The 24052-nt window shown below is 59.0% G+C and carries 25 protein-coding genes; 12 read left to right on the top strand and 13 right to left on the bottom strand.

The window, feature by feature from the left end; all coding sequences use genetic code 11:
- Nucleotides 1–5 precede the first annotated feature (5 nt).
- The 9 genes from aroQ to CXP40_RS23660 all read right to left on the bottom strand — a co-directional run bounded on the left by aroQ (nt 6) and on the right by CXP40_RS23660 (nt 9990).
- Entirely contained in the window at nt 6–446 is a 441-nt protein-coding gene (aroQ, locus tag CXP40_RS09015) for a type II 3-dehydroquinate dehydratase (RefSeq protein ID WP_106733462.1), read from the bottom strand.
- Between the two features lie 210 nt (nt 447–656).
- Nucleotides 657–1679, bottom strand: coding sequence for a PleD family two-component system response regulator (locus tag CXP40_RS09020; RefSeq protein WP_106733463.1), 1023 nt, complete (start codon nt 1677–1679; stop codon nt 657–659).
- Between the two features lie 59 nt (nt 1680–1738).
- Complete coding sequence (locus CXP40_RS09025) at nt 1739–2743, bottom strand: chemotaxis response regulator protein-glutamate methylesterase (protein ID WP_106733464.1); 1005 nt, start codon at nt 2741–2743, stop codon at nt 1739–1741.
- The gene (locus CXP40_RS09030; protein WP_106733465.1) at nt 2740–5004 is read right to left on the bottom strand and encodes a hybrid sensor histidine kinase/response regulator; all 2265 of its coding nucleotides are present in this window, start codon (nt 5002–5004) and stop codon (nt 2740–2742) included. The genes CXP40_RS09025 and CXP40_RS09030 overlap by 4 nt, the downstream gene beginning before the upstream one ends.
- On the bottom strand, nt 5001–5684 hold the full coding sequence (locus CXP40_RS09035) for a chemotaxis protein CheW (RefSeq protein ID WP_106733466.1): 684 nt from the start codon (nt 5682–5684) through the stop codon (nt 5001–5003). Before CXP40_RS09035 ends, CXP40_RS09030 begins: the two co-directional genes overlap by 4 nt.
- Complete coding sequence (locus CXP40_RS09040) at nt 5677–6924, bottom strand: protein-glutamate O-methyltransferase CheR (RefSeq protein WP_106733467.1); 1248 nt, start codon at nt 6922–6924, stop codon at nt 5677–5679. Before CXP40_RS09040 ends, CXP40_RS09035 begins: the two co-directional genes overlap by 8 nt.
- Before the next feature lie 4 nt (nt 6925–6928).
- Complete coding sequence (locus CXP40_RS09045) at nt 6929–7423, bottom strand: chemotaxis protein CheW (RefSeq protein ID WP_064494990.1); 495 nt, start codon at nt 7421–7423, stop codon at nt 6929–6931.
- 2 nt (nt 7424–7425) lie between these two features.
- A complete protein-coding gene (locus CXP40_RS09050) occupies nt 7426–9054 on the bottom strand; it encodes a methyl-accepting chemotaxis protein (RefSeq protein ID WP_099526338.1) in 1629 nt (542 codons plus the stop codon).
- 177 nt (nt 9055–9231) lie between these two features.
- The gene (locus CXP40_RS23660; protein ID WP_129591673.1) at nt 9232–9990 is read right to left on the bottom strand and encodes a ribbon-helix-helix protein, CopG family; all 759 of its coding nucleotides are present in this window, start codon (nt 9988–9990) and stop codon (nt 9232–9234) included.
- Nucleotides 9991–10160: 170 nt separating this feature from the next.
- On the opposite strand from CXP40_RS23660, the gene CXP40_RS09060 reads away from it, so the two are divergent.
- The 3 genes from CXP40_RS09060 (at nt 10161) to CXP40_RS09070 (ending at nt 13011) form a co-directional block, all read left to right on the top strand.
- A complete protein-coding gene (locus CXP40_RS09060) occupies nt 10161–11417 on the top strand; it encodes a hypothetical protein (RefSeq protein WP_074941509.1) in 1257 nt (418 codons plus the stop codon).
- A gap of 68 nt (nt 11418–11485) precedes the next feature.
- Nucleotides 11486–11698, top strand: coding sequence for an AlpA family transcriptional regulator (locus CXP40_RS09065; protein ID WP_074941508.1), 213 nt, complete (start codon nt 11486–11488; stop codon nt 11696–11698).
- Between the two features lie 368 nt (nt 11699–12066).
- The gene (locus CXP40_RS09070; RefSeq protein WP_074941507.1) at nt 12067–13011 is read left to right on the top strand and encodes an inovirus-type Gp2 protein; all 945 of its coding nucleotides are present in this window, start codon (nt 12067–12069) and stop codon (nt 13009–13011) included.
- Nucleotides 13012–13176: 165 nt separating this feature from the next.
- Here the strand turns inward: CXP40_RS09070 and CXP40_RS09075 are convergent, their stop codons facing one another.
- Nucleotides 13177–13584: a helix-turn-helix domain-containing protein gene (locus CXP40_RS09075; protein ID WP_074941506.1), complete on the bottom strand. Its 408-nt coding sequence runs from the start codon at nt 13582–13584 to the stop codon at nt 13177–13179.
- A gap of 68 nt (nt 13585–13652) precedes the next feature.
- Here CXP40_RS09075 and CXP40_RS09080 point away from each other — a divergent pair, with 68 nt between their 5' ends.
- From CXP40_RS09080 to CXP40_RS09100, 5 genes are read left to right on the top strand one after another with little or no spacing between them, the layout of a single operon-like run.
- Nucleotides 13653–14459 (top strand): cation transporter, encoded by an 807-nt coding sequence (locus tag CXP40_RS09080; RefSeq protein ID WP_074941505.1) that lies wholly within the window; start codon nt 13653–13655, stop codon nt 14457–14459.
- 27 nt (nt 14460–14486) lie between these two features.
- Nucleotides 14487–14918 (top strand): copper chaperone PCu(A)C, encoded by a 432-nt coding sequence (locus CXP40_RS09085; protein ID WP_074941504.1) that lies wholly within the window; start codon nt 14487–14489, stop codon nt 14916–14918.
- 10 nt (nt 14919–14928) lie between these two features.
- Nucleotides 14929–15363 (top strand): disulfide bond formation protein B, encoded by a 435-nt coding sequence (locus tag CXP40_RS09090; protein WP_074941503.1) that lies wholly within the window; start codon nt 14929–14931, stop codon nt 15361–15363.
- Nucleotides 15360–16034, top strand: a complete 675-nt coding sequence (locus CXP40_RS09095) for a thioredoxin domain-containing protein (RefSeq protein WP_074941502.1) — start codon at nt 15360–15362, stop codon at nt 16032–16034. Before CXP40_RS09090 ends, CXP40_RS09095 begins: the two co-directional genes overlap by 4 nt.
- A gap of 4 nt (nt 16035–16038) precedes the next feature.
- Nucleotides 16039–16503, top strand: a complete 465-nt coding sequence (locus CXP40_RS09100; protein WP_074941501.1) for an isoprenylcysteine carboxylmethyltransferase family protein — start codon at nt 16039–16041, stop codon at nt 16501–16503.
- 280 nt (nt 16504–16783) lie between these two features.
- On the opposite strand, the gene CXP40_RS09110 is transcribed toward CXP40_RS09100, so the two are convergent.
- Complete coding sequence (locus CXP40_RS09110; RefSeq protein ID WP_074941500.1) at nt 16784–17113, bottom strand: DUF2790 domain-containing protein; 330 nt, start codon at nt 17111–17113, stop codon at nt 16784–16786.
- 124 nt (nt 17114–17237) lie between these two features.
- Entirely contained in the window at nt 17238–18479 is a 1242-nt protein-coding gene (locus tag CXP40_RS09115; RefSeq protein WP_371916944.1) for an OprO/OprP family phosphate-selective porin, read from the bottom strand.
- Nucleotides 18480–18981: 502 nt separating this feature from the next.
- On the opposite strand from CXP40_RS09115, the gene CXP40_RS09120 reads away from it, so the two are divergent.
- Both CXP40_RS09120 and CXP40_RS09125 read left to right on the top strand, forming a co-directional pair.
- Nucleotides 18982–19887 (top strand): LysR family transcriptional regulator, encoded by a 906-nt coding sequence (locus CXP40_RS09120; protein ID WP_244154451.1) that lies wholly within the window; start codon nt 18982–18984, stop codon nt 19885–19887.
- 73 nt (nt 19888–19960) lie between these two features.
- Nucleotides 19961–21289: an OprD family porin gene (locus CXP40_RS09125; RefSeq protein ID WP_074941497.1), complete on the top strand. Its 1329-nt coding sequence runs from the start codon at nt 19961–19963 to the stop codon at nt 21287–21289.
- Between the two features lie 48 nt (nt 21290–21337).
- On the opposite strand, the gene cadR is transcribed toward CXP40_RS09125, so the two are convergent.
- Complete coding sequence (gene cadR / locus CXP40_RS09130) at nt 21338–21778, bottom strand: Cd(II)/Pb(II)-responsive transcriptional regulator (RefSeq protein ID WP_074941496.1); 441 nt, start codon at nt 21776–21778, stop codon at nt 21338–21340.
- Between the two features lie 240 nt (nt 21779–22018).
- On the opposite strand from cadR, the gene CXP40_RS09135 reads away from it, so the two are divergent.
- Nucleotides 22019–23359 (top strand): OprD family porin, encoded by a 1341-nt coding sequence (locus CXP40_RS09135; RefSeq protein ID WP_074941495.1) that lies wholly within the window; start codon nt 22019–22021, stop codon nt 23357–23359.
- A 141-nt stretch (nt 23360–23500) separates the two neighbouring features.
- Nucleotides 23501–23692 carry a hypothetical protein gene (locus tag CXP40_RS09140; RefSeq protein ID WP_021488260.1) on the top strand — a complete coding sequence of 64 codons (192 nt, stop codon included), beginning with the start codon at nt 23501–23503 and terminating at the stop codon, nt 23690–23692.
- The last annotated feature ends 360 nt before the right edge of the window (nt 23693–24052 follow it).

Genomic DNA, 24052 nt, shown 5'->3' on the forward strand with positions numbered 1-24052 from the left:
GTTGCTTAATCCTTGAGCGAGTGAGCGAAGTACTGCAGGCCCAGGCGGTAGCCCTGGCTGCCGAGCCCGCAGATCACGCCCACGGCGATGGGCGAGACGAAAGAGTGATGACGGAACGCTTCGCGCTTGTGCACATTGGACAGGTGCACCTCGATCACCGGCAGCTCGCTGGCCACCAGCGCATCGCGAATGGCTACCGAGGTGTGGGTCCAGGCTGCCGGATTGATCAGAATGCCGGCGCAGCGCCCGCGTGCGGCATGAATCCAGTCGAGCAGCTCGCCCTCGTGGTTGGTCTGGCGAAACTCGATCTTCAAACCGTGTTCGGCGGCGGTATCGGCGCAAAGCTGGGAAATGTCGGCGAGGGTTTCATGGCCATAGGTGGCCGGTTCGCGGGTTCCAAGCAGGTTCAGGTTGGGGCCATTGAGTACAAGAATGCAGGGCGTCATGGGGTGTCTCTTGTTGTTGTGACGTGACTGCGGGAAAAATGTACTAACTGGTTAATTCAGTCAATTCAGTGACGGCCAAACGGGTGTGTAAAAAAATGCCTGCTGCCCCCGGGTGGGGCGGCAGGCATCAGTAGATGCGCGGGTTACGACGAATCTCGGCAGAGCCGAAGAGGGTCAGGAAAGTGGGCGATTACCGCCCGTCGAGCGGGCTCAGTGGTTTTCGCCTGCCTGCGCCACCTGATTGCGGCCGCTGTGCTTGGCCAGGTACAGGCCTTCATCGGCTTTGATCACCAGGCTCAGTGGATCACGCTCGGGGGAGGGCCTGACGGTGGCAATTCCGATGCTCACACTGATTGGCGAGCCGGGTTTGGGCAGGTTGTGGGGAATACCTAGCGCTTCGACCGCGCGGCGGATTTTTTCTGCCTGCAGGCGCGCACCGCCGGCTGCGGTGCCAGGCATGATCACGGCAAATTCCTCGCCACCGTAGCGGGCCGCCAGGTCGGTGGCGCGTGTGCAACTGCCGCGCAGCGACTCGCCAACGCGGCGCAACACTTCATCGCCAGCGACGTGGCCGTGCTGGTCGTTGTAGGCCTTGAAATAGTCGACGTCGATCATCAGTAGCGACAGTTCGCTCTGGTCACGCAGGGCGCGCTTCCACTCGATCTCCAGGTATTCGTCGAAATGGCGGCGGTTGGCCAGGCCGGTGAGACCGTCGGACTTGATCAGGCGCTGCAGCACCAGGTTGGTATTGAGCAACTGCTGCTGACTCTCGCGTAGTGCACGGTAGGCTTCGTCGCGCTGCAGCATGGTCAGGTAGGAGCGCGAGTGGTAGCGAATGCGTGCGAGCAGCTCGATCACGTCCGGCAGTTTGACCAGGTAATCGTTGGCTCCGGCGGTGAAGGCGGCGCTCTTGACCTTGGGGTCTTCCTTGGTCGACAGCACGATGATCGGCACATCACTCAGGCCGGGCGCCGCGCGGTATTGGGCGAGCAGCTCGAGGCCGTCGACACCGGGCATGATCAGGTCCTGAAGGATCACCGTCGGCTTGATCTGCTGGGCCACGCTCAGCGCCTGGTGCGGGTCGGAGCAGAAGTGGAAGTCGATGTCGCTCTCTTCACTCAGGGCACGTCGCACGGCTTCGCCGATCATGGCCTGGTCGTCGACCAGCAGCACCATCATCGAATAGTCGGGCAAGCCGTTATGATGGTTGGAGTTATCTTGAGGCCGTTGCATAAGCGCGTCTCCGCCTTTTTTCGTAGGTTACGCGGCTGCTTTGGCCGCGGTTGGCGTTTTTAGCCCAGGCGCTCGATCAGGCGCGCGGGAATTCTGTCCAGAGCTAGCACTTCTGCTGCGGCACCCAGCGCGACGGCGGCCTTGGGCATGCCGTAGACGGCGCTGCTGGCCTGGTCCTGGGCGATGGTGTGAAAGCCGCGTTCGCGCATCAGCTTCAGGCCCCTGGCGCCATCGCGCCCCATACCCGTCAGCAGCACGCCAATCGCTTCACCTTGCCAGTAGGTGGCCACACTTTCGAAGAATACATCGATAGAGGGTCGGTAGACCTGATCGGCGGGTTCGCGCCGATAGACCAGGTGTCCCTCCGGCGCCAGGTACAGGTGGTTGTTGGTGCCGGCCAGCAGCACGGTCGCCGGTTGCAACCCTTCGCCTTCCCGCGCCAGGCGCACGGGTATGTGCGATTCACTGCCGAGCCACTGGGCCATGCCGGCGGCGAAGACTTCGTCGACATGCTGCACCAGCACGATGCTGGCAGGAAAATCCGCCGGGATCTGCCGCAGCAGCTCCACCAGCGAGGCTGGACCGCCCGCCGATGCACCGATGGCCACCAGGCTCTTGCTGCGGCCTTCAGTGCTGCGCATGGGTGTCGGTTTGACCGAGCGCGAGGTCTTGTGGCCGATCATCCAGGCGATGTTGTGGATCTTGCGCCGCACGGTCGCGGCGTCGAGCACCTGCTGCGGGCCAAGCGACGGCGCGGCAACCACATCCAGCGCACCGGCGCCCATGGCGTCGAACACCCGTGACATGTTGCGCTCGACATCCGAGGTGACGATGAGAATGGCGCAGGGGGTGTCGTGCATGATCCGTCGGGTCGCTTCCACGCCGTCCATGCCGGGCATGAGCATGTCCATCAGCAGCAGGTCGGGTAGGTCGTCGCGGCAGCGGCTGACCGCTTCCTCGCCGTTGCTGGCGACCCAGATCAACTGGTACTCAGGTTCTGCCGCCAGCGCACGGCGCAGGGCTTCGACCGCCAGGGGCGTGTCGTTGGCAATGGCGATCCTCATTCTCGGGCCTCACCGATCAGGGTTTGTACGGCGTCCAGCAGCGCTTCGTCGTGGAAGCTGGCCTTGGCCAGGTAATAATCGGCGCCGGCCTCCAGGCCGCGGCGGCGATCTTCCTCGCGATCCTTGTACGACACCACCATCACCGGCAGTGAGCGCAGGCGTGGGTCCTGGCGCACCAGGGTGACCAGTTCGATACCGTCCATGCGCGGCATGTCGATATCGGTGATCAGCAGGTCGAAGGTCTCGGCACGCAGGGCGTTCCAGCCGTCCATGCCATCCACGGCGACCGATACCTGATAACCGCGGCTTAGCAGCAGTTTGCGCTCCAGTTCGCGTACGGTGAGCGAGTCATCCACCACCAGCACGCGCTTGCTGACAGTCTGGCGCGCATGGCTGGCATGGTCGACACGCTCCAGGTGACCGGTGTCAAGCAATTTACTCACCGAGTTGAGCAGGTCGTCGACGTCGAGGATCAGCACCGGCGTGCCGTCGTGCAGCAGAGCGCCGGCCGCGACGTCGCGCACCTTACCCAGGCGCCCATCGAGGGGCATCAGCACCAGGGTGAACTCGCCGAGGAAGGCTTCGACCGCCAGACCGTGGTATTGCTCGCGGTCGCGAATCAGCACGATGGGGATGCTGTCATCATCGCCCTGTTTCTCATTGCATCGCAGCAGCTGTGCAGCGGAGATCAGGCCGACGTGTTCGTCCTCCAGCCAGAAGTGCTGGCGCCCCTCAAGCTGGACGATGGCGCTGCGCGGCAGGCGCAGCATGCGTTCGATCTGCGCCAGCGGGAAGGCATAGGCCTCGCCGCCGATGGTCACCACCAGCGCGCGCACCACCGAGAGCGTCAATGGCAGTTCGAGGTGGAACAGGCAGCCCTGGTCGGGGTTCTGCAGCAGCCGCACGTTGCCGCGCATGCGGCGAATCTCGTGTTGCACCACGTCGAGGCCGACACCGCGCCCGGAGACTTCGGTGACCTGCTGGCTCATGCTGAAACCGGGCAGGAAGAGGAAGGCCAGCAGCTCTTCCTCGGTCATCTGCTCGACCTGCTCGGCGGTGGCGAAACGGCGTTTGATCACCGCCTGGGCAACGCGCTCGAGGTCGATGCCAGCGCCGTCGTCGCTGACCTCCAGCACCAGCATGCCGGCGTGATGACGCGCGCGCAGTTGCACCACACCTTCTTCCGGCTTGCCCTTGCGAGCGCGTAGCGCCGGCGGCTCGATGCCGTGATCGACAGCGTTGCGCAGCAGGTGCGTCAGGGGGGCTTCCAGGCGCTCCAGTACGTCGCGGTCGACCTGGGTGTTTTCTCCCTCGATTTCCAGGCGCACCTGCTTGCCCAGCGAGCGGCCCAGGTCACGCAGCATACGTGTCTGCCCGGTGAGCACGTCGGCGAAGGGACGCATGCGTGAAGCCAGGGCCAGGTCGTAGAGTTGCTGCGTGCGTTGCCCGCCGTACCAGACGAAGTCGTCGAACAGTTCCTGATGGGCTTGCAGCTGTTGCTGGCATTCGATCAGCAGGTTGCGGCTCTCGGCGAACAGCGCCTGGGCGGAGGCGTCCAGGTCCGTGCCGAGCAGGTGCTCGCGCAGGCTCTCCAGGGTACGTCGTGCCGACTCCTGCTGGCGCTTGAGGCGATGCAGCGAATCGTTCAGCGGCTTGGTGCGCTGGAACTCCACCAGCGATTTACCGGACAGGTCGATCAGGTGATCGAAGCGTTCGGCCGACACCCGCAATACCCGACTGATGCGTTCGTCGGCGACCGGCTCGGCTGCTTGTGGCGCAGTTGTCGGGAGTGGTTCGGGTTTGTTGGGGGCTGCCGTTTCGGCGACAAACGCGGCGCTTTCACCTGGCTGCACGCGCAGCGCCGGCACGGCGTTGCCAAGCAGCACCTGCAGGCGCGTGGTGACGGTTTCCACCCGCGCTTCCAGCTCGGCGTCCTGTTGCGCCTGGCCGATGCGCAGGAGCAGGTCGGAACCTTGCAGCAGGGCGTCGATGTGGTCGGGCAGCAGGCGCAGCAGGCCTTCCTGGGCGGCGACCAGCAAGTCTTCCATGGCGTGGGCGACCTGCACGCCATTGTCCAGGCCGACGATGCGCGCTGCGCCCTTGAGCGAGTGCGCGGCGCGCATGCAGGCTTCCAGCTGGCTGGCGTTGGTCGGGTCACGCTCGAGAATCAGCAGGCCGGTATCGAGCACCTGCTTCTGTGCCTCGGCCTCCAGCCGGAACAGGTCGAGTAGCGATGCATCCCTCATCTGGTCCGGTGTCACGCGAGGCTCCCGATCATGGTTTGCAGCAACTGTTCGTCGTCGAGCAGGGTAATGCTCTGTTCCTGCCATTGCAGGACGCCGGCGGTGAAACGGCTGATGGCGCGCTTGTCGTCGTGTTTGGTGCTACTGATGCGCGCTACGGGGATTCGCTGGATGCCGCTGACTTCATCCACCGGTGTCACCAGCGGGCCACTGCCGCTTTCCAGAATCAGCATGCGCGGTATCACCCGGCGTTCGCTGCGGCGCGCATCCTGTGGTGTGTCGAGGTCGAGCAGCTCGGCCAGCGACAAGCAGGCGACCAGGGTGCCGCGCACGTTGGTTACACCCAGCAGGCCACGGCTGTTGCGGTGCGGCAGCACGTGAATCGGCGATACCGGCATGACTTCGGCCAGGCAGCGCGTGGCGATGGCCAGCCATTGCTCGCCAAGGCGGAAAATCAGCAGCGAGCGCTGTTCGCCCTGCGCCTCTTGAGTTTCGCCCTGGCCGTAGTCGTCATCGCCGCGTTCCAGCGTACTGCCGTAACGGTCGAGCAGGGCGATGGCCGCCGCGCCGTAAACCTCGCAGTTGCGGCAATGGATATGCCGCTCCAGCTGCGGGCAACTCTTGTCGCCGAATACGCCGATGCGATTCCAGCAGTCGTCGACGGCGGGTTGGCTGTATAGCAGGTCCTGATCAGTCACCTTCGCCTACCTCGGGGTTCTGCGCTCGTCGATACAGGCGCTGGGCTCCGGCTGGGTCGCCCTGCGCTTCCAGGTGTGCGGCCAGATGAGTGAGCGCCTCGCGGTGCTGTGGTTCGAGATAGATCGCCTTGCGGTAGTAGGCGCAGGCCTGATCACCCTGGCCTGCCGCGTCGCAGAGCAGGCCCAGCCAGTAATAGGCTGTAGCGCTGGGGCCGTTCTGCTGCAAGTGCTGCTCAGTGCGCTGGCGCGCCTCGTCGGTGCGGCCGGCGTTGGCCAGGCTGGCGACGTCGGCCCAGGTATCCGTTACGACCGTTGCCGGCACCGCTGCGCTGAGTGTTCTACCCAGCGGTCGTGGTCGGCTTGGCGGGACAGGGCGCGGCACCGTAGCCACCGCCGGGCGCGAACGCGGGGCAGGCGCTCGTGATGCTGCGCTGATGGGCGTCTGGGCCGGGGCCAGGCGAAAGGCGAAAGTCTGCTGCCGGCCCAGCGCCTGCAAGCCGTTCTGGCTGGCCAGGCTGGCCTCGGCCGGGCCGATGAACAGCGTGCCGCCTTCCTGCAGTTGGCGCTTGAGCAGCTCCAGCACGCGTACCTGGGTCGGGCGGTCGAAGTAGATCAGCAGGTTGCGGCAGAAGATGAAGTCGTAGCTGGGCTCGCCGGCGAACAGGCTGGGATCGAGCAGGTTACCGGTGCGCAGCCTGACGCACGTGCGCACCCGTTCGTCGAGGAGAAAACTTCCGGCGTCCTGCTCGTGAAAGAAACGATCGCGAAAGGTCAGGGCATCACCGCGGAACGAGTTGCGCCCGTAGAGGCCCTTGCGAGCCTGCTCCAGCACCTTGTCGCTGACATCCAGCGCGTCGATCTGGAACTGCTCGGCGGAAAAACCGGCATCGAGCAGGGTCATGGCGATGGAGTAGGGCTCCTCACCGCTGGAGCTGGGCAGGCTGATCAGGCGCAGCGGCCGGCCCCCGTGCAACTGCACATGACGCTCCTGAGCCAGGCTGGCCAGCGCATTGAACGACTCCGGGTAGCGGAAGAACCAGGTTTCCGGCACCACCACTGCTTCCACCAGCGCCTGCTGTTCGCGCGTCGAGCCGCCAAGGGTGGTCCAGTAGCCTTCCAGGTTCTGCTGGCCGAGGGCGCGCATGCGTTGGCGCACGGCGCGTTCGATCACCGTGCGGCCTACCGATTCGGCTTCCAGGCCGATACGGCTTTTCAGCAGGCGCTCGATATGCTCGATCATGCCGTCAGGCCCGCTGCGTCGGTTGGAACAGCAGGGCGCGTACCTCGTCGTCGAGCAACCCGGCGACCTCGATGCGCTGGATCATGCCACGGGCATCGCGCTGCAGCGGCCCCAGGTAGTCCGCCTGGCCCGCTTCCAGGCCGCTGGCCTTGAACGCCTCACTGGGCAGGCGCAGGGTGTCGGTGGCCTGCTCCAGAATCAGCCCTAGCACTGGCGACTGCTCACCCAACTGCAGGTCGAAGCGCACCAGCACCACGCGTGTGCTGCTGCGGGATTGGGCGGCGCGGCCCAGCACGCGATGGCTGAGATCGATCACTGGGGTCACCCGGCCGCGATGCTCGAACAGCCCGGCTACCCACAGCGGCGCTTCGGGCACCTGTTTCAGGCGGCGTAGCGGCAGCACTTCGACCACCTGACTGGCGGGAAGGGCGTAGCGATCATCACCGAGCGTGAACTGCAGGTGCAGCTCACCCGCTGCTGCTTTGCTGGGGGCTGGCATGTTCAGACCTTGAAGCGGCTGACGCCAACGCGCAGGTTGTTGGCCACCTGGTTGAGTTCATCGATGGCGGCGCCAGCCTGACGCAGCGAATCGACGGTCTGGCTGCTGGCTTCACCGAGCTGCACCAATGCCTGGTTGATCTGTTCGGCACCGGTGGACTGCGCCTGCATACCTTCGTTGACCATCTGGATACGCGGCGCCAGGGCCTGCACCTGCTGAATGATCTGGCTGAGCTGGTCACCCATCTGCGCCATCTCGCCGATGCCGCGGCGCACCTCTTCGGAGAACTTGTCCATGCCCATCACGCCGGCCGATACAGCGGACTGGATCTCGCGCACCATCTGCTCGATGTCGTAGGTGGCCACGGCGGTCTGGTCGGCCAGGCGACGCACTTCCACGGCCACTACGGCAAAACCCTTGCCGTACTCGCCGGCCTTTTCCGCCTCGATGGCGGCGTTGAGCGACAGCAGGTTGGTCTGGTCGGCCACCTTGACGATGGTGGTGACCACCTGGGTGATGTTGCCGGCCTTCTCGTTGAGGATCGACAGCTTGCCGTTGACCACATCGGCCGCGCCCATCACCTGGTGCATGATCTCTTCCATGCGGGCCAGGCCCAACTGGCCGGTGCCGGCGAGAATCGAGGTCTGCTCGGCGTTGTCGGAGACTTCACCCATGGTGCGGACCAGATCGCGCGAAGTGGCGGCGATCTCCCGTGAAGTTGCGCCTATTTCGGTGGTGGTGGCGGCGGTCTCGGTGGCCGTGGCCTGCTGCTGGCGCGAGGTGGCAGCGATCTCGGTGACCGAGGTGGTCATCTGCACTGCAGAGCGCTGGGCGTTGCCGACCAGGTTCTTGAGCTCGCCGACCATGCTGTTGAAGCCCAGCTCGATGGCGTTGAATTCGTCGCGGCGGTGCATGTCGAGTTTCGCCGACAGGTCGCCGCTTTCCAGGGATTTGAGGATGCTGACGATGCGGTTCACGGGGGTGGTGATGGCGCTCATCAGCAGCCAGCCGCAGACGGCGGAGACGAGGATGGCCAGCAGGATGGCGATCAGTAACCCCGCTTCCATGATCCGCACTGCGCTGCGAATCTCACGCGCGGCGGCATCGGCCTGGCCGCGATTCATTTCGATCAGCTCGCTCAGCAGGCTTTCACCTTTTTCCCACTCGGGAAACACACGTTCGGCGCTGAATTGGCGAGCCTGTTTGGGTGCAAGGCTCGGCAGGCTATCGAGCAATTGCCCGTGGCGGTTCAGATACTGGTGCTGCACCTGACGGAACTGTTCGGCCAGCGCCAGCTCCTGCTCGTCTGCCGTGGCACTCTGGTAGCGGCCGAACTCCTCGTCGAGCGCCTGCATCTGCGTGGCGAACTGGTCGCGGTAGTTGTCCAGCAGGGTGGCAACGTCTTCATCGACGGCGCGCAACAGCAAGCGGCGAGTGTCGAGCATGTGACGGGACCAGAGCTCTTGTGTCTTGCTCGGGTAATACAGGCCCGGGATCGACTCGCTGCGGATGCCATTGGCCTCGTTCTCGATCTTGACCAGGCGCATGTAGGAGACGCCGGCCAGCAGGACCAGAATGGCGATGATCAGCAGGAAGCTGACGATGATTCGATTGCGTACGGTCAGGTTCATCATATCCACGTGCCCTGGCTGATCAATTTACCCATCAACTACAGCATACCGGCACATTGCCGTTTTGCCTGGGTGTAACGAATTTGTACAGGTTGCCTGGTGAAAGGCAATAAAAAAGCCGGCTTGTGGCCGGTGTTCTTGTTTTTCCATGTTGTTGATTATTAATGATTTAATTTTTTATTCTTGTCCTTGACCCACACTTTGACCCATTCCCTTGTCGTGGGCTTTCAATGAGTCTTCTTGTGCTTTCTCGTTTCGAGGGTGGGTTGGTCGAGGAATGCTGCGATCCAAATGATGCAGCTGCTTTTTGAGTTTCCTCTTCTCCTCTTCGTAGAACTTTTCCATTTCGGCTTCGATTAAGTGGTAGTACGCCATGCCTAGCTGGAGCTGGGAGAACGATGGCTGCTCCCATTTTATACCGTGATGTGCCAGCAACGACTGTGCCATGCCTAGCATCCGCGCGTTCTGATTCGCGAGGGCTTTGGCTGCTTCGGCCAGTTTCTCCATATCTTTGCCTTTGAGTGTGAGGTCGCGCTGCGCTCGGAGGTTGACTTCCTCTTGCTGATCAATCGCACAGAGCATTTCTGGCCCGTTTCGAATCAGCCTTCTGATGATCTCTGTCCGGTTTGTTTTTGCCGCAGAGGCCATCGCTTGAAGTTTATTTGCTTCGTTCTCGGTGAGCCGAAACGCATAGGTACTTTTCTTCGTCTTTTCTCGGCATCGCCTCGTTCTTATCCCATTTTTGCACTGCTTGAACAGGTCATCAGCGTTGCGGGAGCGATGCAGACGATCACTGATTAGTGCCTTTAGGTCGGCGGAAGAATGGTCATCTCGTGCACTAACAACCTTTTTCTTTATAAGGCTTTCGTAAACCCACTGGATTTCTCTTGGGGTCAAGGTGGCTAGCCAGTCGTCTGGAGTGAGTCGCTTGCGCAAGGGCGTGAGCCTATTCGTGGGGATGTCAGAGCCTAGACTACTCTCAGGAATCTGTAAAATGTGACACGTAATGTTTGTTCCAAGTTGAATGTAGCGATTTGACTTATTTTATAGGGGTTAAAATATGTGATTAAATCGGTGAGCCTTAGGCTAGATATGAGTGAGGTTCTATGTCCATCGCTGAGCTGCTCAAGCCGGCTACTGGCTTAACGCCGGAGGAGAGGTATGTCCTGGTTCGATTGGCTTTTCGTGCGCATACATCGGAGCCGCTGGATGTGGGAAGCAAGATGCTTGCGAAGTACTTTGGTATGCCTGATTCCGCATTTACCAAAGCGAAGGATGGCCTGATCGAGCATGAGATCTTGTTTGAGTCGAGCCTAGCAGCACCGAGCGGTCGACCTAGGGCTCAGCTGAAATGGGCAGAGGAATGGAGCCACGAGCTCATGGCTGAACTAGTGTCGAAAACACCTTATCTGGACGTGATATCTAAGTTGCTGAGTTCGTGCTCCCGAGCCTCTATGTCGGGCAAGGTTGTCGAGGCGCGGATGGCTGCGGTCAGGGCTGTTCGATCCAGTAAGAAGATTTCGTATGTGAATTGCCTTCTGCTCGTTGCGCTCTGGGCTTACGCTGATCGCTTTGGGGTAGTAGAGGGCGTTGGTGCAAAACTGATGTCTACGCTGACGGGGCTTGATAAGGAAAGCTTGAAGCACCGTCTTGGGCGACTAGTGGAGCAAGGCTTTATTTGTCATGTGATACCAGGTGGTTACTCGCGGATGCTTGGCGGTCGGTTGGAAAGTGTCTATGTGTTGAACTGCTCCCACCCCATTGTTTCTGGAGCAGGCGGTTTGCCCGAGTTGCTGGATTATTCATCTGTACGAAGTCAAAGGGCGAGCAGAGATCATTGGGACTGGACGTTACATCATCATCAAGAGCGGGTACGTCAGCTTGATCGTGATCCTCAGGGATACGGTGATGATCCCTGGGGGCGCTATCACTGGGTTCTGCGCCGGGAGGAGTCTGACGTGTATTTCAGGCAGCTACCGCTCCGGCTATGTGAGTACGCCTGCATTATCCTCGAGAGTGGTATCGAGCGGTTGAAGCACTCGGAGCTCCACCGCGTACTCAAACCCCTCATTCGTGCTGATTTCCAAGTACCCAAACCCTCTGATGGCGAGTTGTGGCGGCGGTCAGGGGTACCGCATGACATGCCTGAGCCTAGCTTGAGGGTAGTGTTGGATGAAGATGGATCGCTGGCCGAATTATCGGATATGGCACGAGTCATTTGCAGGTACGTTCTCCAGGTGGTTCAGGTTCTCCGGGCTTGTGTGAGGGATGAGACTCTTCCTGGATGGGCGAACTGCCGCATCATTTGGCTGCCGCACATTAGTGGTGATGAAGGGTTCATTGTGCTGCGCTCAAGAGCCTGAGAGCGCGCAAAACCAGTACTTTTTAACAAACCCTGGCAATCCTCTGAACGTATTACAGGAGCCCGTTCATGAGGATCATCCGTCTGAAAGAAGTCACCAACTCGACTGGCCTTGCTCGGTCGACTCTCTACAAGTACATCGCAGAAGACACCTTCCCTAAACCAGTTCCGCTTGGCGATCGCTGCGTCGGATGGGTTGAGGAGGAGGTGCACGACTGGATCATGGCCAAGATTGAGGCGCGCGATATGGCTGCGGGAGTCGGGCAGCCTGTCTCGATTTGAAGGTGTGTATTGATGCCCTGACCGGCTAAACCGGTCAGGGTATTTATGCCGCCTTGCTGCCAAATGCCCTCAGCTAACTCCCCGTCCTCTACGAATAGAAAATCTCTAGGTTGCTGGGAAAGTCTTGCCTCTGGTTTTCCTGGCTGGTCGATACCGTGCTGAGCGACGGGCTGCTTGTTCTAGTTATATACCTCAATACCTCATCAATCATACCCATAGCACCATGACCCGTAGCCATCAGAACTAGCTGCGCATGGTCATGACAGGGCGCTGTTGCTGACCACACAGCAACAGCACTAGCAGGCTCCGAGCAGTAAAAAAATACAGACCTTGCACCTGATATGTACTCACAACCCAGGTGCATCATCATGAACCATCGTCACACATCAAAAACCCTCTCTCAGTCCGATATCGCACTCCAGATCGAAGACTTGGTTGAAGCGGTAGAACGCAGCGAAGGGCCTGTGCAGTCGTTGACTGCCAGCGGCAAAACCAAACGTACCAAGCTCACTCGGTACTTCGAGAACCTCGATCAGATGCTGGCGCTAGTTAGCCACAGCGATGACTACCACTACGGGCCGTGCCTGCGGCTGTTCCAACAGGCGTGTTACGACGTCGGTGTGGAACACAGTCCACTGGTAGGGATCAATTCTTTCAATGAAGAAACCTCCCAGTACCGTGACTACAGCGATACGCTCAACTGCCTGGCTGAGCGTATCCGCCAACTGAATCGTGAACGCAGCTACCGTCGTCGTCGGGATGACGCACGATATCAGCAGCGCCAGCAGTCCCGTGAGGTGGCTGAATACGTTGACCAGGTACTGGATCGCTATGCCACGACCCTGGTGATCAGGGTCAACCTGTACTACCGCTCCGCTGCTAAGGCGAGGCTGAGGGTGGAGCATGTGTTTGCGGATTTGCACCGACTGATTCGGGCGCGTGAGCGCAATCCGATCTTCGACCATGAGACTGGTTACATCTGCCGTGTAGAGCAGGGAAAGCGTCGTGGGTACCACATCCATGCGGCCTTTTTCTTCAATGGCGCTATGGTGCGTGGCGATATCTACAAAGCGCAGCAGATCGGTGCCCTGTGGGAGCAGATCACCCGTAGTAGGGGGAGCTACGACAGCTGCAATCACAACAAAGCCCAGTACGGTGATAAATGCGGTATCGGGATGATTCACCGTCGTGACGAGCGGACTCGTGGCAATGTGCATCGTACGATGAGCTATCTGGTCAAGCGGTTTCAGCGACTTAGATTACGTCCGAAGGGGGCGAAGTGCTTGCGTAAGGGGCAACCTGTACTCCGGTAGCTTGGTATTGGTACGCCGCTAGCCCTATTCCCTGGGAAGGTGTGCTCGGTGGTGTGGAGATACGGTTGAGGCGGGCGTCAGCGTTTGACCGGAATAGGCTCCTCGAAGGGGCTGCTCCCTTGGTCTACTTAGCCGCTCGCCTGCTCGCCCTTCGAGCTCGTCAATTTAGCGCTGCTGACTCAGCGACCCGATAATCCGGCATTCCTCGATTACCCCACCATGGCAGCAGGACAGCAAGTGCTGCAGTTCGTTCTCCAGCCCCTGTAGGTCGTGGATGCGCAATCTCACCTGCTCCAACTGCTCGGCCACCTTGGCATCCACCGAGGCGCATGACGCTTGGCGGTGGTCGGAAAAAACCAGCAACTGACGGATGTCGTTAAGACTGAAGCCCAAGGCGCGGCTGCGACGAATGAACAGCAGTCGATCACGTTCCTCCGCTGTGTACTGGCGGTAGCCGGAAGCGTTGCGCGAAACCATGGGCAGCAGGCCCAATTGCTCGTAGTAGCGAATGGTTACCGCCTTGGTATCGGTTAGGCGCGCCAGTTGGCCCACAGTGAAGTTCGTCGTACTCATGGCACTTGACCTTATAGTCGCTATAACCCTCATTCTAACGACAAGATCGAGCGAACGAGGTACGGATCATGGACAGCTGCTGCGAAAACAAGGCCGGCGAACTGGCCCAGCTGCGCGCTAAACAGAGCCGAGTGCTCTATATCGTCCTGGCCGTCAACGTCGTCATGTTCCTGGTGGAGTTCATCGCCGGTTGGATCGCCAACTCAACGGCGCTGCTCGGTGACTCGCTGGACATGTTCGGCGACGCGTCGGTGTATGCCCTTACGCTGTTCGTCATGCACCGCAGTGTTCGAGCCCGCGCCGGAGCCGCGCTGTTCAAAGGCGGGTTCATGCTGTTGTTCGGCGTGCTGGTGGTAGCCGATGCTCTGCGCAAACTGATACTGCAGGAAGTGCCGTCTGCCGATCTGATGGGTGTCATCGGCACACTCGCACTGATCGCCAATGGCTACTGCTTCGCGCTGCTCTACAGCCATCGCTCCGATGACCTGAACATGCGTTCGACCTGGCTCTGCTCGCGTAACGACTTGCTGGCCAACAGCAGCGTGATTATCGCAGCAGGCATGGTCGCGCTGACAGGCAGCTTGTGGCCGGACATCCTCGTCGGCCTGGCCATCGCCGCATTGTTCCTGCACTCCGCCGGGCAGATCATCCGCGAGGCTTGGATAGAGTGGCGAGCCAGCGCGCCTGAGCCGCAGCAATGCCCACAGCCGTTGCTGGGTATCACCGAACCGACCGCTACGCCAGTCCAGTTTGAGCCGGCCAAGAGTTGCTGCGCGGGTGAGGCTCAGACAGCGAAGAAGGACACCTGCTGCGAACAGCCCCGAGCCGCCAGCACGCCGGTGAAGGGCTGCTGCTCGCCTAAGCAACAGGACTAGAAACTCATAACAACAAGGAGTACAGCGATGCGCAGACTCGTACAACTCGCGACTACAGCACTGCTGCTGATCGCCTCGACGGCGGCCATGGCCGAGCTGCAGGTCAGCGAGGCAAAGCTAAGGCTGTTGCCGGGTAACTTACCGGCGGCCGGCTATTTCACTCTGACCAACACCGGCAACCAGCCGGTGGTACTGACCGGCGCCCAGAGCACCGCCTTCCTCCAGGTGATGATGCATCGCAGCTCGCTGGAAAACGGCATGGCCAGCATGCAGCACGTCGCTCAGGTCGAGGTAGCCGCTGGCGCGACGTTGAAATTCGCCCCCGGCGGTTATCACCTGATGCTGATGCAGCGCCAACGCGAGTTGGCCCTGGGCGACCAAGTCGAAGCAAGCCTGCTCTTCGCCGATGGCCAGAGCCTGTCGGTGACCTTCACCACCGTACCGCCTGGCGCGGACTGAGGATCAGCAAATGACCACCCAAACGCCCTCGCATCTGTGGGCTCTCCTGCTCCTTGCCTGGCTGGTAGCGCTGGTGTCGACGCTTTCCGCACTCTTCATCGGTGAGGTGATGGGCCAGGCGCCCTGCGTGCTGTGCTGGTTCCAGCGCGCCTTCATGTTTCCCCTGGCGGTGATCCTGGCTATTGCCTGCTACCGCTCGGATTTCGCCGTCTGGCGCTATGCACTGCCGCTGGCCGGCATCGGTGCGTTACTAGCCTTTGTGCACGTACTGCTCTACGCCGGCTTGATTCCGCAGCCGATTCAACCCTGCACGGCCACCGGGCCATCGTGCTCCGGTGCCGGCATGACCATCTTCGGCGGCGTACCGCTGCCGGGGCTGGCGCTGTTCGCTTTCGTTCTGATCGTCATTTTGCTTGTCCTTATCCGTCGGAGAACCACCCCATGAACCGCCGTACTCTGGTCCTGATCATCAGCGTGGTGATTCTGATCGCCTTCGCTGCAGCCGCTTACTTCTACTCGCCGTCTGCGCCGCCCCCAGCGGAGCAGCCCGCTCAAGCCCAGTCCCCGGCACAGCAGGCAACTTCCAGTGCAGCCAATCTGGTTCGCTTCCACTCGCCGGTCTTCGGCCCTGCGCAGGCACCGGTCACCATCGTCGAGTTCTTCGATCCTTCCTGCGAGGCCTGCCGCGCCTTCTATCCCCATGTGAAGAAGATCCTCGACGAGAATCCCGACAGCGTACGCCTGGTGTTGCGCTACGTACTGTTCCACCAGGGCTCGGAAGAAGTCTCACGGCTGCTGGAAGCAGCTCGCAAGCAGAATCTCTACCCGCAAGTCCTGGAAGCGGTGCTTGAGGCTCAGCCAGGCTGGCATGACGATCCCAAAGTACTGGAAGCTTGGGTTGCCGCTGAGCGCGCCGGACTGGATATAGAGAAGGCTCGCGCAGACATGCATACGCCAGCCGTTGATGCGGTGCTGCAACTGGATATGCAGGATGTGAAGGCTGTAGGTGTCCAGGGCACGCCGACCTTCTTCGTCAATGGTCGTCCACTGGATAAGTTCGGCCCTGAGCCGCTGCGCCAGATGGTCGCCAGCGAAGTCGCCAAGGTCGGGAAGTGATGTCATGGGCGCATTGGAGAACCGCATTCCTCCGCCTTTAGTCGCCACCCTTTTTGGCTTGCTGATGTGGCTTGCAGCCCATCATCTGCCGGGTGCTCTGGAACTGAAAGTCGAGTGGCGTGCCAGCATAGCTCTGTTGGTGTTGCTGGCGGGCGTCGCCATCTGCTTGGCTGGCGTGCTGTCCTTCCGTGTAGCCCGTACCACGGTCAACCCGCTGAGGCCGGAAACGGCTTCGGCGTTGGTACGCTCGGGCATATACCGACATACGCGTAATCCCATGTATCTCGGCTTTGCTACTGGCTTGCTTGCCTGGTCGGTCTATCTAGCCTGGCCGCCAGCACTGCTGGGTGTGCTGGGCTTTGTGCTGTACATGAACCGTTTTCAGATCGCACCTGAGGAGCGAGCCCTTACCGGTCTCTTTGGAAATGACTTCGTACAGTACTGTCGTCAGGTCAGGCGCTGGCTTTAGCGCCAATGGATACCCTCTTCTGCCCCTGTTTGTGTAAAAGCAACGGTATCGACCTTGCTGTGATTTGATGACTTCAAATCTGCTATTAGCAGGGAAGCGTTTATCCAAGGGCGAGGCGAGACCAGCCTACTTTGCTTGCCGAGCGTCAAGATGGCTGATTGGCGGACTTAAATCCGGTGTGGTCGCGACGTTTTCATCGACGAAGCCGAGCATACCAAACTGAGTTAATGAGAACTTGCGTGGGCTTTATGCAATACCCCCTTGAAAAGGGGGCTGGCTGTCAGCGTTGATTGCGACACTCGCCATAACTTCGATAGCGGATGCTGCGTAGTTCATCGTTTGAGTCCTCGAATACCATGATCATCGGTACTGCGCCGCAGTACTCGATGTTCGGGCTCTGATAAATGACTTTGGCTACGTTCAGTTTCATGCTGTAGCTATAGTCTTGAATTTCAGGCACTGGCTTGCCGGTGCGCTCGGCATATTTCTGAGCGATCTCGACACTCTTCTGTTCGATCTGCCTGACCTTGTCCTCTGGAAAGGACTGTGCGTAAGTGTAGCCAGCAGCCAGCAGAAGAGTGATCGGAAGGAGGCGTTTGAGCAGTTTCATGAGTAGGCCCGTTGGCTAGTGTTTACAGGGCAAACATTAGCGATTCGTCCCTTACCCAGGCATTGCGCCAACATTACAATCGCGAAAGGGGGCTGGCAGGTGAGGGCACCTGCCAGCGACTGACTCAGAATGCGTACTGCAAGCGCATGACGACTCCGTCGCCGCTATCATCACCGACCGAGTTACTGACCCTGTCGGTACTGGCCTTGATGTAGTTGGCACTGATCTTTACCGCATCGTTGGCGTACCAGTTGACACCCAAGGTGTGAGCCTTGCCGCTTGCATCGCCGACTTGCCGCGTCGCGCTACTACTGGTCACGTTGTCATCTTCTACGTTGATCGAGTCGAATCGGTAGAACAACTCCCATGCGCCTAACTGTTTGTTGGCAGGTTTGATGGTGTCGAACTTGGCTCCATCGAGTTTATAGAGGCGCGGCTCACCTGTGAGCGTATAGGCCACCTGCACGTAGTAGCCCTTGGCGTCTATATCGCTGCTAGCCTGATCGGCCTTGAGTGTGCGGCTAAGGTATTCGCCCTGAATCGAAAAGGCATTCAGTGCCCATGCACCTTCTACGCCCCAAACGGCATCGTCTTCCCAAAGGTCGGCAGTGGCCGCGCTACCACCGAACAGCGCACGGTTGCCGTTGGCGCCGGCACTGTTGCCACCGTTGGTATCGACGCCGCGCATCCCCATACGCGAGCGAATGCGAGTATCCACTGCACTGCCACTGAGGTCGCGATAGGCGTACTGCAGGCCTACATGCAGAACGTTACCCGGTTGGTTCAAAGGCGCAAAAACGCTGCGAGCGTTGTAGCGTTTGACGCTGTCGCCGTCGGTATCGTTATTGTTCTCGCTGAAAACGCTGCCTGACAGGAACACGCTGTCAGCGAGTACGCTGCTGGCCTGTACGCCCATGCCCGAGTTGTCATTTGTCCATTCGGCCAGGTCGTACGAAAGGTTGCGTTCCAGGGCTGTCGTCCATTTGGAACTGGTAGCTTTTTCCAAGCCGAAGTCGGTGTAGAAACGCCCGAGCTTGATGTTCAGGGGGCTGAAACCAGTGTAGGTCACGCTGGCTTCATCGAAATAACCTGCGCTGTCGTTACCGGTGTTTCGTGACAGGTCATAGTTGACCTGGTACTTCCAGTCTTTGTAAGCAGTGCCACCCAATTCCAGGTAGGCACGACGGAAGTATGCCGCATCGGCAGCGTTGCCATTACGGGTGTAGTAGTCGTCGAACATCGCATAGTCGGCCTGTAGACGCCCACCGATCTTGAAGCTGAATGCCTTGTCGGTCGTCGCGACCTCCAGGCCACCTTTGGTCTTGATAACGATGTCAGCACCATCGGTGGTGACCGTGCCGGCCATTACCGAGAAGGCCGGCAGGCTTAGCAGAATGCCGAGTGCCAGTGGGGAGAGTTGGGTGCTTTTGATCAACATGCATGGCTCCTTATCGCCGAGTGCTAGGTGTTGGCGACGCGATGCTTTGCAGTTCGGGTGACGGTTATTGGTCTGTTTCGTGACGATTTGATTGCGGGGTGTAGGCTGGTTTTGCCAGCCCAGAGCTGGCGGGCGTTGGGGCTTTTCGGTAATCGTCCGTGGGTGGTTTCACTTCAATTACCGTTTGGTGAAACCGCAGGCTGTGATGACCCCTACGCTGAAGGTAAAGGCGATCCAGCTAGACCAGCCGAAGTTTGAGTGCTCTGTGCGGGTCACGTTCCCGCATTACAGATAAGTAATTTTCCAGCAAGGCTGGTGATAGGTGGTGGTGAGTAGGCTTGCTTGCACGCAATCACTTCTCATCTGCCTTACATGATGCTTCTGGGTCACACATCGAATCGAATACCGGGCGGCGCTTATGGGGGCTGCCGTGGCTGAGGTCGAACGGCGGGTGGCCAGAAGCTTCCTGACGACTGCGCGCTGTGCCAGTTTCAAGCAGGCTGCGCGCAGCCTGAATCTGCCTCCCATGGTGCTACGCAGGCAGTTGCAGCGGCTCGAGAAAACTGTTGGAGAGGCGCTCTTCGTGTATCAGGAGCGTGCCCTTGCTCTGACGGTGCGCGGTCGTTCTTTGCAGGCAGAGCTGGCTGCCCAGTATCAAGATTTGCGTCCAGAGGCCGGTTTGCTTGAAAAGCCCAAGCTCCGTCTGGCGTTACCTGAGAGAGTGCTCAACGATATTCTGGGACGGCATCTGGTGGCCTTTCTGCGTAGGGATGCTGGTGTGCACCTGGAGCTGATCCGCCAGGAGCGTGGCCCGTTAATGCAGAGTGAGGTCATGATCTGGTTGGCCGATCCTAATCAGACTCGACCCGACCCAGGTTTCGCCATGACGCGACCGCAGCGTCTGGCCTGCATCGACTTTCAGGCGTGCATAGCCAAGCGCTATGCGCGTGAGCGGCGCCTCCCCGCCAGCCTCGAAGATCTGAATGACTACATGCTGGTTCAGCAGGCCGATATCTCCACATCGGCCCTGTTTTCACCGTGGAATGCTCTGGTGGACTCAAGGCGCAGCGCAGTGACGCGAGTGCATTCTCAGCAGTGGGCGATGGAACTGGTCAAGCATGCCGCCTGCGTTGGTCTGATGCCGAACTACATCACTCATCTCGATGCGAACCTGCAATCGCTACCCACCCTCTTCACGCAGCCCATGAGGCAATCGATCTGGCTGTCCTGCGCACCATTGTCCGCGCAGCGCGAGGACGTCGTTGGGCTGGTGGCGTTGATCCAGGCTGCGTTCGAGGAGCGGCGGCAGTGGTTTCTGCCTGATGACGGTGAGTGAAGCTACATGGCGAACTCGACAACATGGTTACAAGAACAACGATGCCTCACCCATGACAATTGGAGAATAAAGCATGAAACGATCCACCCTGGCACTGGCCATCACGGCGGCGGCACTCAGTCAGGCTGCTTCCGCCGATTTTCTCGGAGACAGCAAGGCGACGCTCGATATGCGCAACCTCTACTTCAATGAGGATGTGCGTGATCGCGACATTCCATCTACTCAGGAGTGGGGGCAGGGATTCATCCTCAACTATCAGTCTGGCTTCACCGAAGGGACGGTCGGCCTGGGGGTTGATGCCATTGGCCTGCTGGGGGTACGCCTCGATGGCGGTGGCCGGTCGGGCAAGGCAGGTATTGATCGTAACCCTGGCGCCCTGTTCCCGCTGGATAGCGATGGTTCTGCAGTCAGTGACTATAGCAAGGCCGGTGTAACGGCCAAGGCGCGTCTTTCCAAGACCGAGTTGCGCCTAGGCACTTTGCAGCCGAAGTTGCCGGTGGTGACTTTCAACGATGGTCGCCTGTTGCCGCAGTTGTTCGAAGGTGGTCAGATCGTCTCCAACGAGATCGAAGGGCTGACCTTGACAGCCGGTCAGTTGGAGCACGCAAAAGGTCGGAGCTCGACTGACTCACGTGGCTTGTCCATCGCCGGATCCAACAATGCAACCACTGGACAGTTCGTTAATACGTTCTATTTCGCGGGTGGCGACTACAAGGTCACCAAGGATCTCACCGCTCAGTATTACTTCGGCAATCTGGAAGATTTCTACAAGCAACATTTCCTGGGATTGATCCACAACTACGCACTGGGCGGTGGCAATCTCAAGACTGACCTGCGTTACTTCTACAGCACCTCCGATGGCAAGAACAGCAGTGAGAGCGGCCGGGCTGAGGGCTATCGCAGCAACGGTTACTGGACGGTCGGTGACAGCAAGCGTGGTGAGGTAGATAACCGTACATGGAGTGCCTTGTTCACCTACAGCCATAGCGGTCATGAGCTGAGCGCGGGTTATCAGCAGGTGTCCGGCGATAGCGCCTTCCCGTACCTGAATGCTGGCGACGGGGCAACCAGTTACCTGATCACTGATCGGCAGATCGGTCGTGGCGGTAAATTCCTCAGTGCTGGCGAGCGCACTTGGCTGGCCGGCTATGCCTATGATTTTGGCAAGCTGGGTATCTCGGGGCTAAAAGCCTCGGTGATGTATTTGTCGGGTGATAACGTTGACAGCGCACAGGGTGAGCGTAACGAATGGGAACGTGACCTACGCCTCGATTACGTGCTGCAGGAAGGATCAATGAAGGGACTCGGCTTCTCTCTGCGCAATGCCAGTCTGCGTGGCAATGTTGGGGCAGACGTCGATGAGAATCGGCTTTATGTGACGTACAGCTTGCCACTGCTTTAAACCATGGAAAGTTGCCTCTTCTGTTCTGTGCAGAAGGGGCAACATGATTCACTTCAATTCGTTTTTTTCAGCATTTGATAAAGACGAACCGCTACCGTGGCTGCTCAACTGGAGTACGATGCCACAGTATGCCGTTTTTTCACTTCCTCCCTTGCAGCGCCCGAGCAATTCGCGCAACTGCGCATGCAGTGCCTGCAAATTCTGAATGCGTGCCTCGACATGAGCGATGTGTTCTTCCACCAATGTACTAATGAGTGCGCAACTCGCATGCGGCCGATCATGCATTGCCAATAATCGACCTATTTCTTCCAATGTCATATCGAGTGCACGACAATTGCGGATGAATGTCAGGCGTTCGAAGTGCAGCTGACTATATAAACGATAGTTACTGTTGTTGCGCGAGGGGCTGGGTAGTAATCCCTGATGCTCGTAGTAACGAATGGTTTCCACTGGGCAGCCAGTTAGCTTAGCGAGTTCACCAATTTTCATAATGATGCTTCCAGAGTACGCCAGCATGAGGGGCTGATAAAGCCGTTAGAGCGGCTTGCCATCATCTAGATTGATGGCTTCGTGACAGCCTGGAAATGAAGAGGTTCTTTGATTACGAAATTGTAATGCAGCGCTCATCTTCGAGTTATCTGGAGGTTGCAAGGATAGAGGGGCCAAATCCACAAGAAGAAATCGGCCTATGACAATCCCAGAACTGCCGGTAAGCATCAGGAGCAATGCATGAAAAAAAGTCCTCTAACCATGGCGATCATCTCCGCGTTGGCATTCGGTGCAAGCGCGATGGCTCAGGCATCCGAGTCTCAGGTTGCCGAAGGCTTCATCGAAGGAAGTAGCCTGAATATTCTTAACAGAAACATGTATTTCAACCGGGACTTTCGCAAGGGGGAGGCCAGGGTACTACCCAACGGTGAGCGCAGCAGCTACACCGAGGCTTGGGGGCACGGCATCATGGCTAACTTCGAGTCCGGTTTCACTCAGGGAACCGTTGGTTTCGGCATTGACGCCTATGCCGGACTGGGCCTGAAGCTTGATACCGGTGATGGACGTTATGGTCCCGGTGGTAGTGTCAACATGTTCCCGGTCGACAGCGATGATCGTGCCGAGGACTCGTATTCGAAAGTGGGGGCCGCGGTAAAGGCGCGCTTCGCTGATACGGTCGTCAAGGCCGGTGACGTATTCCCAACCACGCCCGTCGTGCACTACGGGGACTCTCGTCTGCTGCCGCAGAGCTTCAAAGGTGTGACGGTCGTCAACGAAAGCATAGAGGGCCTGACCCTGCAAGGCGGTCGTCTACATGCCATGAGCCAACCGCAGGAGAGCACTTCACGCGGTGATTTCGCGACCTTCTATGCTGGGCAGGTGGACTCTCCCTGGGTCGGCTACTTTGGTGGTGACTACGAGCTCAACGACAACCTGGGCTTCAGCCTTTACAGCAGCCGTTTGAAGGATGCCTGGGATCAGTACTACGCTGGCATGTGGTGGACTTACCCACTTTCCGAGGACCTGTCGTTGTTTGGTGGTCTGAATTACTACAACGCCACCGACGAAGGTAAGAAGCAGCTGGGTGATTTCAGTAACAACATCTATAGCGGTAGCATCGGTGTCAAGTACGGCGCTCACCGTGTAGCGCTCTCTCACCAGCGTAACAACGGCGATGACGACTTTGACTACCTGCGTCAGTCCGACTCGATCTTCCTCGACAACTCCCTTCAGTACAGCGACTTCAACTCGCCCAAGGAACGCTCCTGGATGGTGCGCTACGATCTGGACATGGCTGACTTTGGTGTGCCAGGGCTGAGCTTCATGGCGCGTTACGCGCTGGGACGTGATGCGGATTACTCCAATGCCAACAGCACCTACATGCGCACGGATGATGCCGGTAACCCGCTGACCGATCAGAAGCGCTGGGAGCGCAACCTTGAGGTCAAATACGTGTTCCTCGAGGGTTCTCTGAAGGATCTGTCCGTGCGTGTACGTCAGATGACCACTCGCGCTACTGCTTACGAAAGCGACCTCGATGAAGTGCGTGTAATCGTCGAGTATCCGCTTCAGGTGCTGTAACGACATTCAGGGGCGGCATAGCCGCCCCTCTCTGACAAGATTGTAATTTGAACCTCATGCTCATGTTAGGTGCCGATCCGTAACATGAGACTGTCTTCGAAGCATTCGTTTCCATATTTGCTCAGTCAGTCCGAGGTGCATATGAAAGTTTTTTCCCAGTTTCTGTTTATCGTGTTTCTGGGGGCAGCCAGCATGGTTGCCTCTGCAGAAGATGGCTCTGAGCGCTCTCTCAATGCCGTCAAGCAATTCCGTGAGAATCAACAGCGTATTCATGGTGACAACGCCGTTGAGCAGCAGAAGTCCCAAAGTGCTCAGAGTGAGCAAGACGATTGAGCGTATGAACTAACGCAGCCGTCCTGCTCGCTCTCTCCAGTCCATCTCTTGGTAGCTCCCGCTCCTTTGGTGAGAGATGGTTCCTTGGCGCCCCTTTGGGGGCGCTTTTTTTGTTCGTCAAAGAATTGGGTTGGAACTGCTTAGTCTTGTGGGCGCGATATCTCTCCACTTGAGTTTGCTCTATCCCAAGTTGAGTGGGCACTGATTGATAGTGGATAGTGTCTGCCGTAATAAGTGTCCATGATCCATACCAGGCGACGTTTTCCGAATAATTCAAAAGAGAGACGGTAGAGCAGTGCTTACTGGCACGACGCTTCGTCATATGTTCGAGAGACGCTTGGTATCGCTGAAAGTCTGTTG

This window comes from Pseudomonas sp. YY-1, assembly GCF_002843095.1.
Taxonomy (GTDB): domain Bacteria; phylum Pseudomonadota; class Gammaproteobacteria; order Pseudomonadales; family Pseudomonadaceae; genus Aquipseudomonas; species Aquipseudomonas sediminis_A.